The sequence below is a fragment of the Pseudomonas sp. ICBG1301 genome (assembly GCF_016918385.1).
Classification (GTDB): Bacteria; Pseudomonadota; Gammaproteobacteria; order Pseudomonadales; family Pseudomonadaceae; genus Aquipseudomonas; species Aquipseudomonas palleroniana.
The window spans coordinates 819917-842135 of sequence record NZ_JAEKGB010000001.1 but is presented as its reverse complement, the minus strand read 5'-3'; the positions used below and the strand labels follow the sequence as shown (position 1 = coordinate 842135).

Annotated in this window: 21 protein-coding genes; 10 read left to right on the top strand and 11 right to left on the bottom strand. The window is 61.5% G+C overall.

All coding sequences use genetic code 11. The features are described 5' to 3' along the window. Positions 1-72: 72 nt before the first annotated feature. Positions 73-579 (top strand): sigma-70 family RNA polymerase sigma factor, encoded by a 507-nt coding sequence (locus JBE38_RS03885; protein ID WP_205343613.1) that lies wholly within the window; start codon positions 73-75, stop codon positions 577-579. Continuing rightward, positions 576-1313, top strand: coding sequence for an anti-sigma factor family protein (locus tag JBE38_RS03880; protein ID WP_205343612.1), 738 nt, complete (start codon positions 576-578; stop codon positions 1311-1313). The genes JBE38_RS03885 and JBE38_RS03880 overlap by 4 nt, the downstream gene beginning before the upstream one ends. Here the strand turns inward: JBE38_RS03880 and JBE38_RS03875 are convergent. Genes JBE38_RS03875 through JBE38_RS03845 form a run of 7 tightly spaced genes read right to left on the bottom strand, consistent with a single transcriptional unit; the run spans position 1310 to position 7644 of the window. Continuing rightward, entirely contained in the window at positions 1310-2290 is a 981-nt protein-coding gene (locus tag JBE38_RS03875) for a Csu type fimbrial protein (RefSeq protein ID WP_199777920.1), read from the bottom strand. The two genes, JBE38_RS03880 and JBE38_RS03875, sit on opposite strands and share 4 nt — an antisense overlap. Positions 2291-2306: 16 nt before the next feature. After that, positions 2307-4697 carry a fimbria/pilus outer membrane usher protein gene (locus JBE38_RS03870; RefSeq protein ID WP_205343611.1) on the bottom strand — a complete coding sequence of 797 codons (2391 nt, stop codon included), beginning with the start codon at positions 4695-4697 and terminating at the stop codon, positions 2307-2309. Between the two features lie 41 nt (positions 4698-4738). Further along, positions 4739-5524 carry a fimbrial biogenesis chaperone gene (locus JBE38_RS03865; RefSeq protein WP_090370121.1) on the bottom strand — a complete coding sequence of 262 codons (786 nt, stop codon included), beginning with the start codon at positions 5522-5524 and terminating at the stop codon, positions 4739-4741. Between the two features lie 26 nt (positions 5525-5550). Further along, positions 5551-6051: a Csu type fimbrial protein gene (locus JBE38_RS03860; protein WP_060756743.1), complete on the bottom strand. Its 501-nt coding sequence runs from the start codon at positions 6049-6051 to the stop codon at positions 5551-5553. 4 nt (positions 6052-6055) lie between these two features. Further along, positions 6056-6589, bottom strand: a complete 534-nt coding sequence (locus tag JBE38_RS03855) for a Csu type fimbrial protein (RefSeq protein WP_060756929.1) — start codon at positions 6587-6589, stop codon at positions 6056-6058. Between the two features lie 18 nt (positions 6590-6607). Further along, positions 6608-7150, bottom strand: a complete 543-nt coding sequence (locus JBE38_RS03850) for a spore coat protein U domain-containing protein (protein WP_090370119.1) — start codon at positions 7148-7150, stop codon at positions 6608-6610. Next, on the bottom strand, positions 7144-7644 hold the full coding sequence (locus tag JBE38_RS03845; RefSeq protein ID WP_425226343.1) for a Csu type fimbrial protein: 501 nt from the start codon (positions 7642-7644) through the stop codon (positions 7144-7146). Before JBE38_RS03845 ends, JBE38_RS03850 begins: the two co-directional genes overlap by 7 nt. A gap of 215 nt (positions 7645-7859) precedes the next feature. On the opposite strand from JBE38_RS03845, the gene zapE reads away from it, so the two are divergent. The 3 genes from zapE to JBE38_RS03830 all read left to right on the top strand — a co-directional run bounded on the left by zapE (position 7860) and on the right by JBE38_RS03830 (position 12197). After that, positions 7860-8954, top strand: coding sequence for a cell division protein ZapE (zapE, locus tag JBE38_RS03840; protein ID WP_090370114.1), 1095 nt, complete (start codon positions 7860-7862; stop codon positions 8952-8954). Positions 8955-8994: 40 nt separating this feature from the next. Beyond that, positions 8995-10299, top strand: a complete 1305-nt coding sequence (locus JBE38_RS03835) for a protein kinase (protein WP_205343610.1) — start codon at positions 8995-8997, stop codon at positions 10297-10299. Between the two features lie 170 nt (positions 10300-10469). After that, positions 10470-12197: a M12 family metallo-peptidase gene (locus tag JBE38_RS03830; protein ID WP_205343609.1), complete on the top strand. Its 1728-nt coding sequence runs from the start codon at positions 10470-10472 to the stop codon at positions 12195-12197. A 54-nt stretch (positions 12198-12251) separates the two neighbouring features. On the opposite strand, the gene JBE38_RS03825 is transcribed toward JBE38_RS03830, so the two are convergent. Beyond that, positions 12252-12959, bottom strand: a complete 708-nt coding sequence (locus tag JBE38_RS03825; protein WP_090370111.1) for a YebC/PmpR family DNA-binding transcriptional regulator — start codon at positions 12957-12959, stop codon at positions 12252-12254. 99 nt (positions 12960-13058) lie between these two features. Beyond that, positions 13059-13916, bottom strand: a complete 858-nt coding sequence (locus JBE38_RS03820; protein WP_205343608.1) for a LysR substrate-binding domain-containing protein — start codon at positions 13914-13916, stop codon at positions 13059-13061. 111 nt (positions 13917-14027) lie between these two features. On the opposite strand from JBE38_RS03820, the gene JBE38_RS03815 reads away from it, so the two are divergent. The 3 genes from JBE38_RS03815 (at position 14028) to JBE38_RS03805 (ending at position 16645) form a co-directional block, all read left to right on the top strand. Continuing rightward, entirely contained in the window at positions 14028-15149 is a 1122-nt protein-coding gene (locus tag JBE38_RS03815; protein WP_090370107.1) for a 2-aminoethylphosphonate--pyruvate transaminase, read from the top strand. Then, positions 15146-15973, top strand: a complete 828-nt coding sequence (gene phnX / locus JBE38_RS03810; RefSeq protein ID WP_205343607.1) for a phosphonoacetaldehyde hydrolase — start codon at positions 15146-15148, stop codon at positions 15971-15973. The genes JBE38_RS03815 and phnX overlap by 4 nt, the downstream gene beginning before the upstream one ends. A 114-nt stretch (positions 15974-16087) precedes the next feature. Then, on the top strand, positions 16088-16645 hold the full coding sequence (locus JBE38_RS03805; protein WP_198761822.1) for a cytochrome b: 558 nt from the start codon (positions 16088-16090) through the stop codon (positions 16643-16645). Here the strand turns inward: JBE38_RS03805 and JBE38_RS03800 are convergent. Continuing rightward, entirely contained in the window at positions 16635-17519 is an 885-nt protein-coding gene (locus tag JBE38_RS03800; RefSeq protein WP_205343606.1) for a 1-aminocyclopropane-1-carboxylate deaminase/D-cysteine desulfhydrase, read from the bottom strand. The two genes, JBE38_RS03805 and JBE38_RS03800, sit on opposite strands and share 11 nt — an antisense overlap. 55 nt (positions 17520-17574) lie before the next feature. Next, on the bottom strand, positions 17575-19614 hold the full coding sequence (locus JBE38_RS03795; RefSeq protein WP_090370099.1) for an NADPH-dependent 2,4-dienoyl-CoA reductase: 2040 nt from the start codon (positions 19612-19614) through the stop codon (positions 17575-17577). Between the two features lie 211 nt (positions 19615-19825). On the opposite strand from JBE38_RS03795, the gene JBE38_RS03790 reads away from it, so the two are divergent. Both JBE38_RS03790 and JBE38_RS03785 read left to right on the top strand, forming a co-directional pair. Continuing rightward, positions 19826-20956, top strand: coding sequence for a carbon-nitrogen hydrolase family protein (locus tag JBE38_RS03790; RefSeq protein ID WP_205343605.1), 1131 nt, complete (start codon positions 19826-19828; stop codon positions 20954-20956). A 3-nt stretch (positions 20957-20959) separates the two neighbouring features. Then, positions 20960-21988, top strand: coding sequence for an AraC family transcriptional regulator ligand-binding domain-containing protein (locus JBE38_RS03785; protein ID WP_205343604.1), 1029 nt, complete (start codon positions 20960-20962; stop codon positions 21986-21988). The last annotated feature ends 231 nt before the right edge of the window (positions 21989-22219 follow it).

The following is a 22219-nucleotide window of genomic DNA, read 5'->3' as shown; positions in this document are numbered from 1 at the left end:
TTTTCTCGGCTGATGGAATAACCTACAGGGGCCTGCGTCTTCCTCAGTACAACCGACCAGACTTCCACTGCCATGCATGAACTCGACGAACAGTTACGTGAACTCATCCCCAGGTTGCGGCGTTTTGCCGTGTCCCTGACGCGTAACACCAGCAGCGCCGACGATCTGGTGCAGTCGACCCTGGAACGGGCAATCACCCGCTGGGCCGATAAACATAGCGAAGGTGACCTGCGTGCCTGGCTGTTCTCGATTCTCTACCGGCAGTTCCTCGACGCTCACCGGCGCAGCCGTCGGTATGCGCGCATGCTCGAATTCTTCACCGGCCGTGACGACGCGCACCCTTCGGCAGAACGCTCGGTCATGGCCCAGTCGACCCTGCAAGCCTTCGACCAGCTCAACACCGAACAGCGCGCCCTGCTGCTCTGGGTCAGTGTCGAGGGCTTGAGCTACAAGGAAGTCGCCGACATCCTCGACGTACCGCTCGGCACGGTGATGTCGCGTCTGTCCCGGGCACGCCAAGCCTTGCGCCAACTCAGTGACGGCGACATCGCCAGCCCTTCCCTGCGGATACTCAAATGATCAGCCTGCCCCCCAGCGAACGCGATATGCATGCCTATGTTGACCACCAGTTGTCGGAGAGCGACCGCCGTGTGCTCGAAACCTGGCTGGCCGCCCACCCCGACGCCGCGGCTCAAGCGCACGCATGGCAACGCGACGCGCAGTTGCTGCGCGCTTCCTTGAGCGGCGCCTTGCAACAGCCGGCCAACCCCGAGCTGGACCCGGCGCTGGTTCGCCGGCGCCTCAAGCATCAGACGCGCCGCCACGTCGCCAGCGCCGCCGTCCTGCTGATCGCCGTCAGCCTCGGCGGGCTGGGCGGCTGGCATGCCCGCGAAGCCACGCAAGCGCCGACGTTGCCGATGGCCGATGCGATGCAAGCATTCCGCTTGTTCGCCCAGGACGGCATCATGCCGGCCGACTACCAGACCCAGGACGGCGACGCCATGCAGGCGTGGCTGGACCGTTACTTCAACCGCGCCCATCGCCTGCCCGACCTCAGCCCATCGGGCTTCAAACCGGTCAGCGGGCGCCTGCTCACGACCGATCAAGGCGCGGCCGCCATGGTGCTGTACGAGGACGCACAAGGTCACCGCCTCAGCTTCTACATCCGGCCACCCGGCCCGAACAACGGGTTCCTGCCCCGTGGCAGCCGCAGTGCCGATGGTTTAGAGGCGCAGTATTGGTCCGGCGGCGGGTACAACTACGCCATGGTCCGGCCGGCGGACCAGCCGGGCACGCCGCTGCTGAAGTTCTAGAACCCTACATCCAGCACCACGTTGTCGAGGTAGGTGCCACCCGGTGGCGTGGTTTGGTCGGTGTAGATCCGGGCGTTGTAGTTGAACACCTGGCTGCCGGTGCCCAGGCCGTTGCCGGGGTTGATTTCCGCCGAGGCACTGGCGCGCCGCGACGCGCCCACGCTGCCCCAACGGGTGGTGCCGGCGCCCTGGAAAATGTCGTAGGCCAAGAGATTACTGCCGGAAATCATCTGCCGTCGTCCGCCCACACTCACCGGGTTCTGCCCGTCGCCGAGGCCGACGGTGTAGGCGCTGCCCTTGGTGCAGGCGACACTGGCCTGGCCGTTGACGGTGGTGAAGGCGCTGACCACCGGCGCACTGCCGAACGCGATCGCCGGCGTGGTGATCTGACAGTCATTGGCAACGGTCATGCTGACGTTCAGCGTGCTGGTGCCACTGCCGATATCGCGCCCTGCGCAGATACCGCCGATGCCAATGCCCGCGCAATAATTCCAGCTCCATAAAATACTCAGTGTCTCGCTGTACACGCCTGCCGCCACGTTACTGCCAACGGTGGTGGCAAAGTAGAGTGGCAAGGTTTTGGTGCCGGGGCCGAACACCAGCCCCAAGTTCGCGGCAATGCCGCCACTGCCGCCGAAATCAAATGCGCTGCCCCGCGTTATCGGGAATGAGGTGGTGTTGTTGCCGTACACCGTGTAGCTGATGACATCACCCGTCGGCCCGAGCATGCCACCTTGCGCCGAACCGGTAATGGTCGCGTAGAAGTGATCACCGGACGTCAGTACCGACAGCAACGCCGGTGTGCAGTTGATGCCACCGTTGGTGGTCGAACTGGGCTGGGACGTGGTACGTACCGTCATCGAGCTGACTGCCGTGCCGAAGCTGGCCGGCACGGTGGCCACCGCCGAACAGGCGGCTTGCACCGGTATCGATACGGCCAAGCTCGCCACCCCCCACAGCCATTCCTTGACCCGCACACGCACACTCCTTATGTCATTGGCACACCAGCGGCCCGATCAGCGGCACCTGTTCCCGAGTGGTATCCAGTTCAAACCTGGCCTGGCACGTCTGGCCATTGCCGAGGGTAACTTGCAAGGTGTTATGGGCCGCCAGGTTTTCCAGGTACACCAGGCCATCCCAGCCCACCACCGCCAGCGCGCCGCTTTGCTCGTGACGTACCTGGCTGCCCAGGGGCAGTTCCGCATGCTGGGCATCGACCAGCGTGATACTCGCCGACAGCACCCGACGCATCGGGAACTCGAGCAGATAACCGCTGCCCCGGCGCACGGCCACGCGTTGCTCAACGTTGGGGACTTGCACACTGGCCGGCAGGTTCAGCGGGTCAATCTCGTATTTGGCGCGGTAATACGCGCTGGTCCACGGCACCAGCAGGTGGCCGTTGCGATCGGTCTGGCCCACCACCTGGTTTTCATAGCGCACCGGTACACCGCTGAAGCCATCGGTACTCACCACCACAAATGCATCGTTGACGCGGTTGGCAGCGAACACCTGATGGTCCATCCACACCAGTGAGCCGCTGGCATCCGCCCAACGGGTTTCGCTGTCGCGGCTGCCATATACGCCTGCCTGCAACTGCACCGACTGCAAACGCCAGGTCAGGTCGGCCTGACGATAAGCCGGCCCATCACCGCTGGCGTAACCCAGGTTGACGCCCACCCCGCCTTCGGCCGGCACGGCGCGGCTGTAATTGACCCGTTGCAGGCTTTGCCCGGTCTTGCTGCGTTCACTGCCGACGCTGAGGCTGCCGTAAACGTCGAACGGAATCACCAGTTGCGCCTGCACCGCCCAACTGCTGTCGCCCACCTCATGGTTGGCCGACAGGTAAAAACTGCTGTTGCGCCACAGCGGTTTGCTCCAGGTCAGGTTCACCAGGCGCGTGCGTGAATCATCCGCCGCCTGCACATCAAAATAACCGACGCCCAGGCTGCCGAAATCGTTGAGGTTCAGACTCAAGGTGGCCTGCTGGCTGCGTTTGCTGAGGCTGGCGTAAGGCGTGTCGATCAGGCTCAGGTCGGCGTATTGATCGCGGCGCTCTACCCGTTGGTACGACAGGCTGTAGAGCGGGTTGCTGTATTGGTAGCCCAGGCTCAATTGCTGGCCGGTCTTGCCGTCATACTGGCTTTGGCTGATCGCCGTGTTGAGCACACCGAAGGTGCCCATTCGCAGGTTGCCACCCACGCCGCCCAGGGTCAGGTCGTTAGAGGCTTCCGCGTGGCTTTCCAACGTGAAGGCATCGGACAGCCCATGGCGAAACGTAGCGCTGACCAGCCCAGGGCCATAACCAAAATCACGCACGGTGTAGTCGCGACGCAGATTGCCCGCCGCTACTGAAAAGTCCGACAAGCCCTGTTGCAAAAGCGTACTGGTGACATAGAAGGGTACCGTGGTCGAGACTTGTCGGCCCAAGGTGTCGGTGGTGACCACCACCGCTTCCCCAGCACCATTGATAAACGGCACGTTGGTCAGGGTGTAGGGACCCGGCTGCAAATCGGCACTGCTGGTTTTATAACCATTGATAAACAAATCCACCGACGATGGCACCGCCGCCTCGCCCGAGAATTGCGGCAATGGGTAGGTCACCAGGTCCGGGCGTACCGCAAAGTCCCGCGACACCTGCACCCCGCCCAGGCGCACCGAAGTGCTCCAGGGCAACGCGGCGCTGATCACATCCCCCGCTTCGTAGGTCAGCAGGCGTTCATCATCGGAAAACCGCCAGGTGGTGTCATACCGTCGGTAACCGTTATCCAGGCTGCTGCCGACGGTCTCACGACCAATGGTGGCGCGGTACTGCCCGGTGTTGGACAAGGTTCCCCAGGTATCGAACAGCCGCACTTCGTTGAAGACGCCCAGGTAAGTAGCCGCGTCATCGGTGTCGTTCAGATAGGCGTCGTAGTTGAGCATCGCGCCAAAGCTGGTCAACGCGGGAGTGCGTGGGGAGTTGTCGCGATTGCCGATAAACTGCTCAGGCAACCAGGGGGGCGGCACGGTGAGCACCAGCCGCTGGCCCTGGCTGTCGTAGTCGCTGTGCAGGCCCGGCAGGTTATCCAGCGCGATTTCGCTGCCGACGTCGGCAGGCAGTTTCATGCCCACCTCTTGCAACACCGAGGCCGACAGGAACAACTGCCCGGCTCTCTGATTGACCGCGACCACACGGCCGGTGTCCTGCTGGTTGACCACCAGTTCCAGGAACAACTGTGCATCAGCAACGGCCTCCATGCTGCTGGGCGGTGGCGGCAACGGTGCAGCCATGCCCAGCGGCGCAAGCGCCAGGCCGGACAAGCCACCCACCCACACCCTTCGCCATAACCCTGGAGCCTGACCTTGGCTCACCACTACTTTGTGTCCGTCAATGGACATCTCCATCCGTTAACATCCGGGGCTGCTCCATGCCCTAGCGCATTGCCCTACCGCCCCGGCGCCAGGCTCTCCAGCTGCGTTGCACCATTGATGCGGACCTGTAGCGGCTGATCAACGGGTAACCCGTCCGGCACCGGCCAGCGCATGGTCGCCCCCGGCAACACGTAGCCCAACAAGCCCTCCACCAGCGGCCGAGGCTGGCCGCCCTGTTTGAACGCGGCATCGGTCAAACGCGCATGCACGGCGCCCTGGTTGCGCATTTCGACGTAGCTGCGTGCGCCCACCGTGACCTTCTTCCAGCTCAAGTCCGGTTTGCCCGCCCCCTTCGGGTCGCGATCACGGGTGCCGTCGTCCCTGCTCCACAGGCCCGGCCCATAGGCGAACAGTGGCACTGAATAACGCATCTGGAAGCGGATCGCTGCAGCGGTCTTGCCATCGGCCGGCGTGGCGATGGGTGTGGCCGATGGGATTTCATCGATGATGATGCGATAGGCCAGCTCCTGGCCCGGCGGCACGTCTTTGGTACGGGTCAGGCGCACCAGTTGCTTCTGCCCCGGCTCGATCTTCGCCACCGGCGGGCTGCCGATCACGTCGCGCTGGTTGTGGTACTGCTCGTCGAAACCCTGTTGGGTCCAGGCAAACACACGGATTTGCAGGTTGGCGGTCTCGGTGCCGCGGTTCTCCAGCCACAGGGCGCTGGCCTGTTGATCGGCCTCCAGCACCGGGTCAATCGGCCAGATCAACACGGAACTGGCAGCCTGCACGTTCGCCACGCCCAGTACCATCATGCTGATAACACCCGCGATCCATCCTCGCCGGGAAGCTGCATCCATAAATCCCACTCCTTGTGCCGATCGCTTTACCACGACAGCTGCACCTGCAGCGTATCGCTGTACGTCCCCCCAGGCTGGTTGCCCGGTAACTGCACTCGCCCATAAATCGGCAAGGTGATGTTGTTGGCGTTGCTGTAGGTCACACTGACGCTCTGGCTGATCCCCAGGCTCTGGCTGAAGGCCGCGTCCCGAAACAACTGGTAAGCCACTTGGGCGGTGCCGCTATTGAGCTGCATCCTCCGGCCGCTGGCGTTATACAAACCGCCATCGACACTCATGTTCAGCGCAACCCCTGGCGTGCATTGCAAGGTCACACCCCCGGTGAGCGCGACGGACGCCGTGCTGGTCGCCAGCGCTGAGTACGTGCCGAACGCCAGGCTGCCGTAATTCGTGCCGCCGCCGACCACCAGGCACCCCGGGGTGATCGTCGCACTGACCTGGAACGACTGGCTGGTCACCGCCAACAGCGACACCGGCATGCCCCAGCCCACGCACACCAGCAACGCCGCCCACCCAACGCGATTCATGCACTTAGAAGGTCAGGGTCACGGCAACTGTGTCTGTGTACGTGCCGGCCGGCAGCCCCGCCTTGCCGGTAGCCTTGCCGTAGATATTCACGGCCTGGGCAACCCCGGTGCTCGGCGCCAGGTTGATCACCCCTCCGATGGCCAACAGGTTCGAGTGGCCGCTGTCGGTGTAAAGGTCGTAGGGCACGTAATTGGCCACGCCGTCGTACAGCGCGCGCCCACCACCGGCGGACTTGCCATCGTTGGCCCCTGCGGACACCGTCAACGAGGGTGAAGTACCGGCCGAACACAAGATCGACAACGCTCCGCCGCCGCCGCCCAGCACCTGGCCGGTCGCTTGGGTGAACAGGCTATTGGCGGTACCGAAGTTCAACGCACCGAAACTCATCCCGCCGGTCGCCGCCGCACCGTTGACCAGGCAACTGCTGGTCAACACCAGGGTGGAGGTCACCGTGCCAGCCACCGTGGCCGCCTGCGCAGCCGACACCCACGCCAGCGCCATCAAGGGGAAAACTGCTTTGGAGACAAGTGCATGCATGATGTTCATCCTCATGGTTTACCAATCCAGAGTCACCGTCAGGGTGTCTGTATAGATGCCGGCCGGTAAGGCCTTGGTATTCGCCACCACCAAGCCGAATAACAGGATCGGGATGTGTGTGCCCTTGGTCATGACGAAATGGTGTTGCTGACCGATGCTGTAGGAGATTCTCCCCAGCGGATCGGCCGACAACTGATACGGAATGCTCTGACGACCATTGCTCAGGCGCCGGACAGTGCCGTCACCATTGGTGCCACCGTCGATGGTCACTTTAAAACTGCTCACCACCGACGGATTGCAGGACACCGACAACGGCGCCTTGGTGACGTCGGTAACGACCGCGCCCAGAGGGTTGGTCCAGGTCGGGCCCTGGCTGCCGAAGTCGAGCATGGCGGTGCCGCCGGTAGCATTGAGCGGCGTAGTCACCCCACCTTTGCTCACCTCGCAACTGGCCGTGATCACCAGGCGCGCCTGAATCTGCCCGCTGACCGCCGCCTCAGCGTCACCCGCCAGCAGCAACAAGCCGCCCACGGCTACCAGGGCCCAACCCCGGCTTACCATGTGACGGTGACCTTGAGCAGGTCGGAATAGCGGCCGACGGCGGGAATATCCCTCAACGGTTCGATACGGCCATACAGCGGCAGGTCGACGCTGCCGGAGTCCGGCACGCGCCCGCTCAACGGTTCATTTACAGGCAAGGGGATGCGACGCGCGGCGTCAGCGTACAGGCGATAGGGAATGGGCCGAGCCGAAGGCGCAGCCGTGGCGAGGTAACGCACTTCACCGACGCCACCATGCAAGCCACCGTCCACGCGCACTTGGTAGGGCGTATCGGGGTTACATTCAAGGCGCGGTTGACGCTGGCTGATCAGGGCCGCGCTCAAGGGACCGGCCGGGTCGTCCAGGCGCGGGCCACTGCCGAAGTCCAGCACACCCAGCTGTTCGATACCGGCACTGCGGGTGGTGCCCACCAATTGGCAGCCGCGCTGTACGTCGATGCGCACCACCACTTGCAGTTGCGCGCCGTAGACCGTACTGCCAAGCATGGCGCCCATGACGGCCAATACTGTGTGTCCCTTCACAGCCCCAATTCCTTATACAGGGGTACAAACTTTGTATGAGGTTAGTCATTTAGCAAGAATCTGCCAGTTTGCGCGGAATCCCCCACCCGTCATGCCTTTTTGAGATAACGGCTTGCCTGCTTCTCTATTGGTCAAATCGCGCTCAAGCCCCTAAAGTGAGCGACCCCCGAAACACAGAGCGACTCGTATTGGCCGTGCTTTCCCTGATCCAACGCCTGCTGGGTAAAAAAACCGACGCCTCGGACACCTCGCCCATCGCCGCTTTCTTTGCACAAAAAGCCGCGCAACAGGGCTACACCCTCAGTACCGGCCAGACCCAGGCAATTGCTGCCCTGGCCCGAGAAACCCGGCAACTGCTCGGCGGTCAGCGCACACGCAGCCTGTACCTGCATGGCCCGGTGGGGCGGGGTAAAAGCTGGCTGCTCGATGGTTTTTTCCAGGCGCTGCCGATCGACGAGAAGCAGCGCGTGCACTTCCACGATTTTTTCGCCCGCCTGCACCGGGGCATGTTCCAGCACCGCGAACACACCGATGCCCTGGCCGTCACCCTGGATGAACTGCTGGCAGGTTGTCGCGTGCTGTGTTTCGACGAGTTCCATGTCCACGACATCGGCGATGCGATGCTGATCAGCCGCTTGTTCAAGGCGCTGTTCCAGCGGGGCATCTGGGTGTTGGTGACGTCCAATTACCCCCCCGAAGGGTTATTGCCCAACCCCCTTTACCACGAACGCTTCAAGCCGGTGATCGACCTCATCGCCGCACGCATGGACGTGTTGGAGGTCAGTTCGCCGCAGGACTTCCGCAGCCTGCCCCAGGCCCATGCCGAACAACGGTTTACCGAAGGGCAATATGTGTGGCCGGGCACTGCGCAGCAGCGCGAAGACCTTGGACTGCCCGCCACCGACTCACCACCGCACCGCTTGAGCGTCGGCACCCGGCAATTGACTTACCGCCATCGGCAGGCACGCACCATCGCTTTCACCTTCAACGACCTGTGCGAGCAACTCACGGCGGTGATGGATTACCTGCTGCTGTGCCAGGACTACGACCATTGGATCATCGACGGCCTGCCCCAACTGGCAGAATGCCCCATCGCCGTGCAACAGCGTTTTATCAACCTGGTGGACGTGCTTTACGACCGCGATAAGCGCCTGACCCTGATCGGCCACCAGCCCCTGCCGCTCGCCATGGAAGGCCAGGCCATCGATCTGGCCCGCACGGCGAGCCGCCTGAGTCAATTACAAACGGTCTGCCCGCAATGGGCATCCGACCCGGTATCATGAGCGGCATTTACACCTACCTTGCCGAGTGATCGCGCCGTTCATGAATACCCTCGCCCAACTCAAGGCCGGCCAATTGGCCGGCACCCGACGCCTGGACCTGTCCTGTGGGCTGACCGAATTCCCGCCGGAAATATTTGAACTGGCCGATTCCCTGGAGATCCTCAACCTCACCGGCAATGCCCTGAGCAGTCTGCCCGACGATCTTCACCGCCTGACCCACTTGCGCATCCTGTTCTGCTCGAACAACGCCTTTACCGAGTTGCCGGAATGCCTGGGCCAATGTGCCAAGCTGAGCATGATCAGCTTCAAGGCCAACCAGCTCAGCCATGTGCCCGCAGCCGCCCTGCCACCGCGGCTGCGCTGGCTGATTCTCACCGACAATTGCATCCGCCAATTGCCCCACGAACTGGGAGAGCGGCCGCTGCTGCAAAAGCTGATGCTGGCCGGCAATCAACTGGAGCACTTGCCGCAAAGCCTGGCCCGTTGCCACAACCTTGAGCTGATCCGCATCGCCTCCAACCGTTTCACCCATTTGCCCGAATGGCTGCTGAACCTACCGAGCCTGACCTGGCTGGCCTATGCCGGTAACCCGGTGGAAATGGCGGCGGTAGCGGCCGATGAGCACACGACGGCGAGTATTCCCTGGCCTGAGCTGGAACTGGCCGAGGTACTCGGCGAGGGTGCGTCCGGGATCATCCGCAAAGCCCTGTGGAAGCCTTTGTCCAAACCTGTCGCGGTCAAGCTGTACAAAGGCACCATCACCAGCGACGGCTCGCCCTTGCACGAAATGCAAGCCTGTATTGCCGCGGGCCTGCACCCGAACCTGATCAAAGTGCAGGGCCGCGTCGTCGACCACCCCGACGACCAGGCCGCGCTGGTCATGGACCTGATCGACCCGAGTTATCGCAACCTGGCCGCCCTGCCCAGCTGGGACTCTTGCACCCGGGATATCTACGAAGCCGATACCCGCTTCAGCCTTGAGGTGGCGTTGCGCATGCTGCGGGGCGTGGCGTCGGTGGCGGCGCACCTGCATCGGCAGGGCATCACCCATGGCGACTTGTACGCGCACAATATCTTGTGGAATGCAGCGGGCGATTGCCTGCTGGGCGATTTCGGCGCGGCCTCGTTCCATGCTATGGCGGACACGCTGGAAACCAGGGCGTTGCAAAGGATTGAAGTTCGGGCCTTCGGGGTGTTGCTGGGAGAGTTGTTGGAGCGGGTCGAGCCGGGGTTCAGTGGCGAAACACGATGCCGCCTGGAAGCGTTAAACGCCCATTGCCTCCAAACGGATGTATTGGCGCGTCCAAGCTTCGAGGACATCACAGTTAGTTTGCAGGATATTTAAATAGCGCAAACTTATGCAGTCATAGATTAGAGGGTGCGGCTCCAGACGCACCCTACAGAACATTGGAAACATCCAAATATATAGCGCCTCTGGAAAAGCCATGAATTCCCGATAAGATCGCCACCCCAGTCCATTGCAATCCGCAATATTTATAGACACAAGGTGCAACTATGATCATCCGGATGCCCGCCCCACCCCACCAAACTTTGCAACCTCATCTGGATCATCAGCCCGTTGCCGAGCGCACGCCTGGAACTGCTGCATTTAAAACGCCTAAAAACTACGACCGAATCACCACTTCCTTTTCTTCCCCTTCTACTTCCTCTCTGGATCTTACACAAACAAACCTTCCAGCCGGGCTTCCGCTGCCGAAAGATAAAATGCTTTCCTTTCTATACAGTGAAACCCAGAAGAAATGGTATTTGACCGGCAAGGACGTCAATTACTCATCGCCGTTCAGAGTCGGATCTTCCATTCCAAACTATCCCGCCCCTATCACGCTCTACTCGATATCCAGTAATAACTGGATACCTGCGGTCAGCTTGCCGACGCACGCCAAGGATAACGACTTGATCGTGATCGAGTCGTCTGCGGACAAGCCTGTAACGATAGAAGGGAAAAATATCGTGCCTGCGCAGAGCGCTATCTTGAACAAGGATGAAAAACGCATTTATCAATACTCCGAAATTGATAAAGGCTGGAAGCTGTTCACGCCACAGAAAAATCCCACCCCATCGATCGCGCCCATCGAACCAAAGCCCGTAATGCCCGAGGCGCAAGAGGCCAAAGCGCTGAAACTCGAGGGCAAAAAAACAATATTTTTATTGGATGACGCCGCCAACGAAAAAACCGTCAAACTCCCCGACATTGCCAATGACAATGATCTGGTCAGGCTCACATCAAGCGCTAGACAGACTTTTAATATCAATACATCCAATATAAACAATCGCAGCGCAATGACATTGGATAAAGGGGAAGAATACATATTCAAATACATCACAAAAAACAAAAAATGGGAAATGATACGTGCCCCGGAGAAATTCTTTGACATTAAGACCCTGGCCAATAGCCAAGTACCCGACCTGAGCAAGCCCAAAACTTATATTGAAATTTCCAAAAACGCCATCTCGCCAAGTTTGAAACTTCCCGGCAGCCAGCCGCCTGGGTCAGAGGTCATCGTGAGTTCCTCTTCGAGCCACCACACCATCGTTGACATGGGAAACTCACAAGAAACCGTCAAGCCTGGGGAGGTGGTCGTTTTCAAAGTTGATAATAATAAAAAGTGGAAAAGGGAAACGGTTACCATCGATTTGCTTTTTCTCTACAACAATGAATTGCCGAAAGAACTGAGCAAAGACAAAATACAAAAACACGTCAAGCAGTCCATGAATGAAACCAACCAGGCACTGGTCAATTCAGGGGCAAACTTCACCTACCGAGCCGTTGCAGTGAAAGAGTTTGAAGATAATCAAGGCTGGGCCAAAACAAATACCAGCCATGTTTTAAATCAACTCAGAAATGACCCGCGAGCCCAGGCCATGCTGGATGACGTTAAAGCCGATGGTATGTTTTACCTTGCAAATCTCAAAGACCCTGCGGCATCAGGAAGAGCATTCCTTGGGCCGGGCAAGAAAGAAATGATTGCCACCTCAAACACTTACTCAACCTATGTCATCAGGCATGAGCTCGCCCACAATATGGGTGTAACTCACGCAGGGGAAGACTTCGGCCCGTCTCAGGGCTTGGCCGGTAAAACCGTGATGGGCCACTCCTTGAACCTGTATTACTCCACGCCACATCGCTATACGGACGAAGGAGAACCCCTGGGCATTGAAGGAAAAATCGACGCCGTTGGCGCCATGAACAAAATCTCCGCTGAAGTCGCTGCCTACCGATAAAACATGGAACAACCTGCGGGCACCTGAACGGCTCCGCAGGCGTGTTCGCAAGGGTCAGCCGGCCAAACCGACGAACATATCCTGCACGTCATCATGGTTGTCCAGGCCTTCCAGGAAGGCTTCGACTTCGGCCATCTGCTCATCGGTCAAACCGCTGACCGGGTTCTTCGGCACATAACCCAGCTTGGCCGACAGCACGGTGAAACCCTGCTCCGGCAGCGCTTTCTGCACAGCGTCGAGGTCGGTGGTCTCGGTGATGAACAGGGTGGTGCCCTCTTCCTCGCCGTCTTCAAAATCCTGGGCGCCGGCTTCAATAGCGGCCATTTCCGGGTCCGCGTCCGGGGTGTCCGGCGAGGCTTCGATCAAGCCGACATGGTTGAAGTCCCAGGCCACGGAGCCGGAGGCACCCAGCTGGCCCTTGCGGAACGCCACGCGGATTTCCGCCACGGTACGGTTGATGTTGTCGGTCACGCACTCGACGATCAACGGCACCTGATGCGGGGCAAAACCTTCATAGGTGACACGGTGGTACTGCACGGTTTCGCCCAGCAGGCCGGCACCTTTCTTGATGGCGCGGTCCAGGGTCTCCTTGGGCATCGAGGCCTTTTTGGCCTGCTCCACCACCAGACGCAGGTGGGCGTTGGTCGCGGTGTCGGCACCGTTACGGGCGGCGATGGTGATCTCTTTCACCAGCTTGCCGAAGATCTTGCCCTTGGCATTGGCTGCCGCTTCTTTATGTTTGACTTTCCACTGTGCGCCCATGACTCACTCTCTTTTATCCATCGCGCCGAAACGTCTACTGGCCGGCGCTTTGGGGGCAGAGTTTATAGGGCAAGAACGCTCCAATCCACCAAAAAACCGTCAAGCGGCCAACTCGAAAAACGCCTGGATCAAGCGCAATGAGCGACGTCGCTCCAGGCAACCGAGCAGGTGCCGGTTGACCAGCCCATCACCTTGCAAGGCAATCGCCTGTACCCGAGGGTCGGGGCTGACCTCCATTGACGACACCACACCCACGCCCAATTGCGCGGCGACGGCTTCGGTGACCGCTTCACGGCTGTCCAGCTCCAGCAACACCCTGGGCTGTACACCGCGTGCCTGACAGGCGTCATCAAAGGTACGGCGGGTGATGGAGCCGGGTTCACGCAGCACCATGATCACCTCGTTGAGCTGCTCCAGGTCAATGCCCCCAGGCTGCTTGGCCCAGGCATGGCTCGCCGGCACCAGCGCGCAGATCCGCGACTCACTCAAGGGCTGCAAATGCAGGCCGTGGCGCGGCTCCACCTCGGTCAGCACCGCCACGTCCGCATGCTCGGACAGCAGCGCCGCCAGGGTTTCCTGAGCATTGCCCAACCGCAGGTTGACGGTGATGCCCGGGTAACGCGCGCGCAGGCTGGCAATCATCGGCATCACCAGGTGCGGGCCATCCGCCGCCACTTCCAGGCGCCCGGTCAGCAATTGCCGGTTGGCCTCCAGCAACATCTGCGCCTCATCCACCAGGCCGAAGATCGCCCGCGTGATCGCGGCCAGGCGCGTGCCCTCCTCGGTCAACTCTACCCGCCGGGCCGTACGGCGCAGGAGTGGGATCTGGTAGTGCTCCTCCAGGGCCTTGATATGCCCGGTCACCGCCGGCTGGCTGATAAACAGCCGTGCCGCCGCCCGGGTAAAGCTGCCCTCGCGGGCCACGGCATCGAATGCGCGCAGTTGGAACAGGTTCATAGCTATCGGCCTCACTGATAGCTCGCATAACAACAAACAATTTGATTGATAACAAGCCAAACTGCAATTTAGGCGCCGTAGATTGACTCGACCGCTTCACGAGGAGCTGCAATGACCCCGCCGATTCTGCTCACGCCCGGCCCCCTGACCACGTCCGCCCGCACCCGCCAGGCAATGCTGATGGACTGGGGCTCATGGGATGACCGTTTCAACCAACTCACCTCCAGTGTTTGCGAGCAGTTGCTGGCGATTATCAACGGCGCCGCGAGCCACCACTGCGTGCCTTTGCAAGGCAGCGGCACCTTTGCCGTGGAAGCCGCCATCGGCACCCTGGTGCCCCGCAACGGCAAGGTGCTGGTGCTGATCAACGGCGCCTACGGCAAACGCCTGGCGAAGATCTGCGCAGTGCTCGGCCGCGTATTCACGGCCTTTGAAACCGCCGAGGACGAGCCGACCACCGCCGCCGACGTGGACCGCCTGTTGCAGGCGGACCCCACCCTCACCCACGTCGCGTTGATTCACTGCGAAACCAGTACCGGCATTCTCAACCCGCTGGCGGCGATCGCCCGGGTGGTGAAGCACCACGGCAAGCGCTTGATCATCGACGCCATGAGCTCGTTCGGCGCCTTGCCGATCGATGCCCGCGAGGTGCCGTTCGATGCCCTCATTGCCGCTTCGGGCAAATGCCTGGAGGGTGTGCCGGGCATGGGTTTCGTTTTTGCGCAAAAGCACGCCCTGGCCGCCGCCGAGGGTAATTGTCATTCCTTGGCGATGGACCTGTTCGACCAACACCGCTACATGGCCAGTACCGGTCAATGGCGCTTCACTCCGCCGACCCACGTGGTCGCAGCCCTGCACGAAGCGCTGGTGCAATACGCCGAGGAAGGTGGCCTGCCTGCGCGCTATCAACGCTACGCCAGTAATTGCCAGGCGCTGCTGGACGGTATGGCTGGACTGGGCCTGCGCAGCTTTTTGCCGGCAGCGATTCAGGCGCCGATTATCGTGACCTTCCACGCCCCGCAAGACCCGCGTTACCAGTTCAAGGCGTTTTACGAACGGGTCAAGGCCAAGGGGTTCATCCTGTACCCCGGCAAATTGACTCAGGTGGAAACCTTCCGTGTGGGCTGTATCGGCCAGGTCGACGCCAGCGACATGCACGCCGCCGTCGCCGCCATCGCCGAGGCACTGCAATCCATGCATATCAACCTTTCTTCTCTGGGATCGCCGGCATGAACTATCAAACCCCCAACACCCTCCAGGCCGTGATCCTCGACTGGGCCGGTACCGTGGTCGACTTCGGCTCCTTTGCCCCCACGCAAATCTTTGTCGAAGCCTTCGCCGAGTTCGGTGTGCAGGTGTCCATCGACGAAGCCCGCGGCCCGATGGGCATGGGCAAATGGGACCATATCCGCACCTTGTGCGATCAGCCGCAGGTGGCCGAACGTTACCGCAAGGCGTTCGGCCGCAGCCCGACCGACGATGACGTCACCGCGATCTACCAGCGTTTCATGCCGCTGCAGATCGAAAAGATCGCCGAGCATTCAGCGCTGATCCCGGGCGCCCTCGACACCATCGCCCGGCTGCGCGTGCAAGGCATCAAGATCGGTTCCTGCTCAGGCTACCCCAAGCAAGTAATGGACAAGGTGGTTGCCCTCGCCGCCGCCCACGGCTACATCGCCGACCATGTGGTTGCCACCGACGAAGTGCCCAACGGCCGACCATGGCCGGCCCAGGCCCTGGCCAACGTGATCGCGCTGGGGGTCGATGATGTGGCGGCGTGCGTGAAGGTCGACGACACCGTGCCAGGCATTCTTGAAGGTCGCCGCGCCGGGATGTGGACCGTGGCCCTGACCTGTTCCGGCAATGCCCTTGGCCTGACCTACGAGCAGTTCCGCGCATTGGACAGCGCCACGTTGGCCGGCGAACGCAAACGCATCGGGCACCTGTTCGAACGCTCGCGTCCGCACTACCTGATCGACACCCTCCTGGAGCTGCCGGCAGTCATCACGCAGATCAACCAGCGCCTGGCTCGCGGCGAAATGCCGCAAAGCGGCTGACAGAGGTCAAAACAACGGTATTTGCGCCAGGCAAACCACTCAAAATCGGCATACAGTTAAAGCACTCCGTCGCTAAAGAACGGAGGTTTGCCCTGATGAGTGAGGAACCCAGCGATGCCGTGGAAAAATTCCGATACGCGTTACAGCACCATGTCGATAGCGTTGCACTGGGTGATGGTGGTGCTGCTGGCGGTGGTTTACGCCTGCATTGAGTTTCGTGGGGTCTTCCCCAAAGGCAGTGGCGGTCGGGCATTGATTGTGGAAATGCACTTCATGTTCGGCCTGACCATCTTTGTACTGGTCTGGCTGCGGCTGTTCGCACGCGCACTGGGCGTGGCACCGAAAATCGTGCCGGCACCGCCGCCCTGGCAGGCGGCATTGGCGAAACTGATGCACGTGGCACTCTATGTGTTCATGATCGGCACGCCGATCCTGGGCTGGTTGATCGTCAGCGCCCAAGGGCATTCCGTGATGTTCTACGGAATAGAGTTGCCGCCCCTGATCGGCGAAAACAAAGATTTGGCCAAGCAGATCAAGGAGTGGCATGAACTGAGCGGCACCGTCGGTTACTGGCTGATCGGGCTGCATGCCTTGGCGGGGATCTACCACCACTACATCGTGCGCGATAACACCGCGCTGCGCATGATGCCGGGCAAGCGCGCTACCCCGTGAACCCTCGGCGGCCTTGCAAGCCGCCGGTATGAATGAAGATCAACCGGGTGCCAGGCTTGAAGCGCCCGGCTTCGATCTGCTGCTTTAACGCCAGCAACGCTTTGCCGGTATAGAGCGGCTCCAGCGGCAAGCCACAGGCCTGTTCGGTAGCCTCGATAAAGTCGCGCAACACCGCGTCGATTTTTGCGAAGCCGCCCCGGCAGGCGTCCAGCAGTTCGTAACCGCCCGGCACTAGCGCCTCGATGTTCTGCGCAACACCGTGATCATCCGGCACGGCCATGGCGCCGTACACCGGATGCGCCCCCGCCTCAGCCAGGGCCAGGCCCGCGAGCGTCGTGCCGGTACCCGCCGCCAGCCACCAGCCGTCATAGTCCGCCCAACCCAAGGTGTGCAATTGCGCGCGCGCCTGTTCCAGCAGCACCGCGCAGCCCAATGCACCGGCCATTCCGCCTCCGCCTTCGGGCACAGGATGCAGGTGCGGGTATTGCTCGCGCCAAGGCAACCAGAAGTCCGGCGCATGCCGCGCGCGATAGCCGCCGTAGCCCAGCCAATGCAGCTGCATGCCGAACGCTTTCAGGTCGAGCACGGTGGGCGTGTCTTGAGGGTGGCCGCGCAACAGGCCAACGGTGGGGAAACCCAAGCGTTGCCCGGCCGCCGCCAAGGCGTGCAAATGGTTGGAGTAAGCGCCGCCCAGGCTGATGATGCCGCTGGCGGTTTGCGCCTGCGCCAGATGCCCGGTGAGCTTGAACCACTTGTTGCCGCTGATCAGCGGGTCGATGCGGTCCAGGCGCAGTACCGCCAACTCGACGCCCTTCAACCAGTCCAGGTACAAGGGTTCAAGGGGAGCGCGGGGAAGCCAGTCGAAGGGGCCCATCAGGGGATCTGCATGAAAAACGGGGCGGTAGTCTAACACCGCCCCGCTTGTGGCCTTACAGCTCGGCCGCCAGGCGTGAACCCTGGTTGATCGCACGCTTGGCATCCAGCTCGGCCGCCACGTCGGCACCGCCGATCAGGTGCACGTTCTGGCCCGCCGCGACCAGGCCATCCTGCAATTCACGCAGCGGGTCCTGGCCGGCGCAGATCACAATATTGTCCACCGCCAGCACCTGAGGCTCGCCTTCGGCACCAATACGGATATGCAGGCCCTCATCGTCGATCTTCAAATACTCGACACTGTTGAGCATCTGCACCTGCTTGTTCTTCAGACCGGTGCGATGAATCCAGCCGGTGGTCTTGCCCAAACCGTCACCGACCTTGGAGGTCTTGCGTTGCAGCAGGAACACTTCACGTGCCGGCGCATGGGGCTGAGGCTTGATCCCGGCCACGCCGCCACGGGCCTGCAGTTGCGTGTCGATGCCCCACTCCTTCCAGAAGGCTTCGCGGTCAAGGCTGGTGGACACGCCTTGGTGCACGAGGAATTCCGAGACGTCAAAACCAATGCCGCCGGCGCCGATCACCGCCACGCGCTTGCCCACCGGCTTGCGCTGCAGAATCACGTCCAGGTAACTGAGCACCTTGGCATTGTCGATGCCCGGGATCGCAGGGGTGCGCGGTGCAATACCGGTGGCCAGGATGATCTCGTCGTAACCGCCCGCTTCCAGTTGCGCCACCTCCACGCGAGTGTTCAGGCACAGTTCGACGTGGGTGGTCTGCAGCTTGCGCTTGAAGTAGCGCAGGGTTTCAAAAAACTCCTCCTTGCCCGGCACTCGCTTGGCGATGTTGAACTGGCCGCCAATTTCGCTGGCCGAATCGAACAGCGTCACTTGGTGGCCACGCTCGGCAGCCACCGTCGCCGCTGCCAGGCCGGCCGGGCCGGCGCCGACCACGGCAATTTTCTTGATCTGTTTGACCGGCAGGTAGTTAAGTTCGGTCTCGTAGCACGCTCGTGGGTTGACCAGGCAGGTGGTCAGTTTGCCGCCGAAGGTGTGGTCCAGGCAGGCCTGGTTGCAGCCGATGCATGTGTTGATTTCATCGGCACGACCGGCCGCAGCCTTGTTGACGAACTCAGGGTCAGCGAGAAACGGCCGCGCCATCGAAACCATGTCGGCATCGCCTTCGGCGAGGATCTGTTCGGCGATTTCCGGGGTGTTGATACGGTTAGTGGTGATCAGCGGGATCTGCACCGCACCGCGCAGCTTGGCGGTGACTTTGCTGAACGCGCCACGCGGCACCTTGGTGGCGATGGTCGGGATACGCGCTTCGTGCCAGCCGATACCGGTGTTGATCAGGGTCGCACCGGCCTGCTCGATGGCCTTGGCCAACTGCACGATCTCTTCCCAGGTGCTACCGCCTTCCACCAGGTCGAGCATCGACAGGCGGAAGATAATGATGAAGTTCGGCCCGACGGCCTCGCGCACACGGCGTACGATTTCCACCGCCAGGCGCATGCGGTTTTCGTAGCTGCCGCCCCAACGGTCGGTACGGTGGTTGGTATGGGCGGCGAGGAACTGGTTGATGAAGTAGCCCTCGGAGCCCATGATTTCAACGCCGTCGTATTCGGCGACCTGGGCCAGCAGCGAACAGCTGACGAAATCCTGAATCTGCTTTTCGATGCCCTCTTCGTCCAGTTCCTTGGGCTTGAACGGGTTGATCGGCGCTTGAATCGCGCTCGGCGCCACCTGCTTGGGGCTGTAGGCATAACGGCCGGCGTGGAGGATCTGCATGCAGATCTTGCCGCCCGCTTCGTGCACGGCCTGGGTCACGATCTTGTGCTTCTGTGCTTCGGCATCGGTGGTCAGCTTGGCCGCACCGGCGTAGACCCCACCCTCATCATTCGGGCCAATGCCGCCGGTCACCATCAGGCCCACGCCGCCACGGGCACGCTCGGCGAAATAGGCCGCCATGCGTTCGAAACCGCCAGGCTTTTCTTCCAGGCCAGTGTGCATCGAGCCCATCAGGGTACGGTTGCGCAAGGTGGTAAAACCCAGGTCCAACGGGGCCAGCAGATGCGGGTAGGCAGCAGCGGTCATGGTCAAGCTCCACAACAGATCATCACGGGACGTGGGGCGTTCGTATGACACCCCATCGGTTTATGTCCCACAGACTAAGAGGCGCTGAACCCGCGCTCAATGACTGAAACTGACAAGTTATTGATCCAAATGTACAGCGCCCCTTGGCAAGCCGCGCCATGGGCCCTACCCTAGTCGCGAACCCTGCACCCGGTCTGTTGTCTGTTGCCCCATGCGTAAACTTCTAGCTTTCAGTTTCACCCTGGCCCTGGTTGCCGCCGCCACCGCGTATCTGGTCTGGACCCAGGAGCGCCCTGTGGCGCATTACCTGTCGGACCTGCGCATTACCCTGGCCGTCAACGAAGGCATTCCGGCCGACCGTGGCAATTTGCTGGGCATCCAGCCGGAGCTGTTTCCCGCCGACTACCAGAGCCTGGAACGCCTGCACCTGAAACTCGCGGCCTACCTGCAAAAGGCCCGGGACCAGGGCCTGATCAACAGCAAGACCGTCGTAGTGCTGCCGGAGCATATCGGCACCTGGCTGATGCTGGGCGGCGAGAAAAACGAGCTGTACCAGGCCATCCACCTCAAGGACGCGATGAACTGGCTGTCGGCCAGCAACCCATTCCTGTTCGCCCGCGCCTGGCTCAGCGCCACCGGCGACAATCGCATGGACGACGCCTACCTGCGCATGAAAGCCGCATCGATGGCCCGCGACTATCAGGCGTTGTTCGGCGGCCTGGCCAAAGAGTTCGGCGTCACCCTGGTGGCCGGCTCCATCACCCTACCCAACCCGAACGTGAGCCAGGGGCAACTGCAGATCGGCCATGGCGCGCTGTACAACGCCAGCCTGGTGTTCGGCGCCGACGGTCTGCCCTTGGGCCAGCCGCAGCGCCAGCTCTATCCTATCTATGACGAACGTGGCTTTATCCAACCGGGCGCTGAAGACCTTGTCAGCGTGGTCGACACGCCGGCCGGGCGCCTGGGCGTTCTGGTCGGCAGCGACAGCTGGTACCCGGACAACTACCGCAAGCTCAATGAGCAAGGCGCACAGCTGATTGCGGTGCCGGCATTCGTGACCGGTCGCGACACCTGGGACCGGCCATGGCGCGGCTTCAAAAGTGTGTCCACGCCGCCTGAAATCAGCCTCAAGCCCGAAGAACTCAGCGAAGGCGAAGCCTGGCGCCGGCTCACCCTGATCAGCCAGCAGCCGATCAGCCAGGCCACGGCAGGCATGAGTGTATTTCTGCGCGGGCAGTTCTGGGACCTGGGTACCGCCGGGCACAGTTTCCTGAACAGCAACGGGCAGATCAGTGCCGACAGCGACGCCCGTGGCGCACGCCTGTTGAATGTCTGGCTGTAACCCGTGAAGCCGGTGCGCCTTGGGGATCTGTCGGTGGGCTTCGTGCACACCCTGGCCGATGCCATCCACAGCCACGGTATGGACCCGCAACCCTTGCTGCTGCAATACGGCCTGGACCCGGCACGCCTTGCCGAGGCTGGCGCACGCCTGTCGATCCCGCGCTATATGCGCCTGGGCCATGCCGCCATCCAACTGACCGGCGACCCGAGCCTGGGCCTGCGCATGGGCCAGCTCAGCCGCTTGAGCCAGGCCGGGCTGGCGGGTGTCACAGCCGCCCAGGCGCCCAACGTACGCGAAGCGGCACGTACATTGACGCGCTTCGAAGCCTTGTACGGCTCCAACTATCGCGGGCAGTCGAGCTTTCATGAGGATGCTGAAGGCGCCTGGCTGCGGTTCTATTCCATCAGCCCCTACAACGCTTACAACCGTTTTGTGGTGGACTCGATCATCGCCGGCTGGCTGCACCAATTGTCGAGCCTGGCCCAGCAGCCCGTACGTGCGCAGCGTATCGACATCGAGTTCGAAGCGCCGCAATACAGCGAACACTACCAGGCGCTAGGCGATGTTCACTTCGGCGCCGACGCCAACCAACTGCGCCTGGGCCAGCAAACCCTGGCCCTGCGTAACCCACAGCACTGCCCCAGCACCTGGCATCTGTTGCTGCAGTTGTGTGAAAGGGAGTTGGAACAGCTGACCCGCACCCGCAGCCTGCGCGAGCGCATCACCCGTTTGCTCGGGCCGATGCTCAATGGCGGCCGGGAACCGGACCTTGAAGAAGTGGCGGCGCGCTTGAAGCTGCCCACCTGGACGCTGCGGCGCAAGCTGGCCGAAGAAGGCACTCAGTTTCGCGCAATTCTCAACGATACTCGCCGCGACTTGGCGATGACCTACATTCGCGACACCGAACTGGCATTCGGCGAAATCGCCTATCTGCTCGGTTTTGCCTCGGCCCAGGCGTTTCAACGGGCGTTCAGGCGGTGGAACAACCAGACCCCAGGGGAATTTCGCCGCAGTCAGCGGCATTCCGCCTGAAGTCAGGGTTACAGCTCAGTGGCGTCATCCACCGGATCCAGCGGGTCCAATTCAAACGCCTGGTACTCCAGCAGTTCTTCCTGATAATCGTCCATGGGTCACTCCTCGCTAGGTTTAATGTGGCTGCAGATTAATGACCTGCACAACCAGCCTAAAGTGCCGTCATGACGAAAAAAAGTCTGCGCTATGACGTTCCTGCACTCAAGGATTAAACGTAGCAGCATTGCGGGG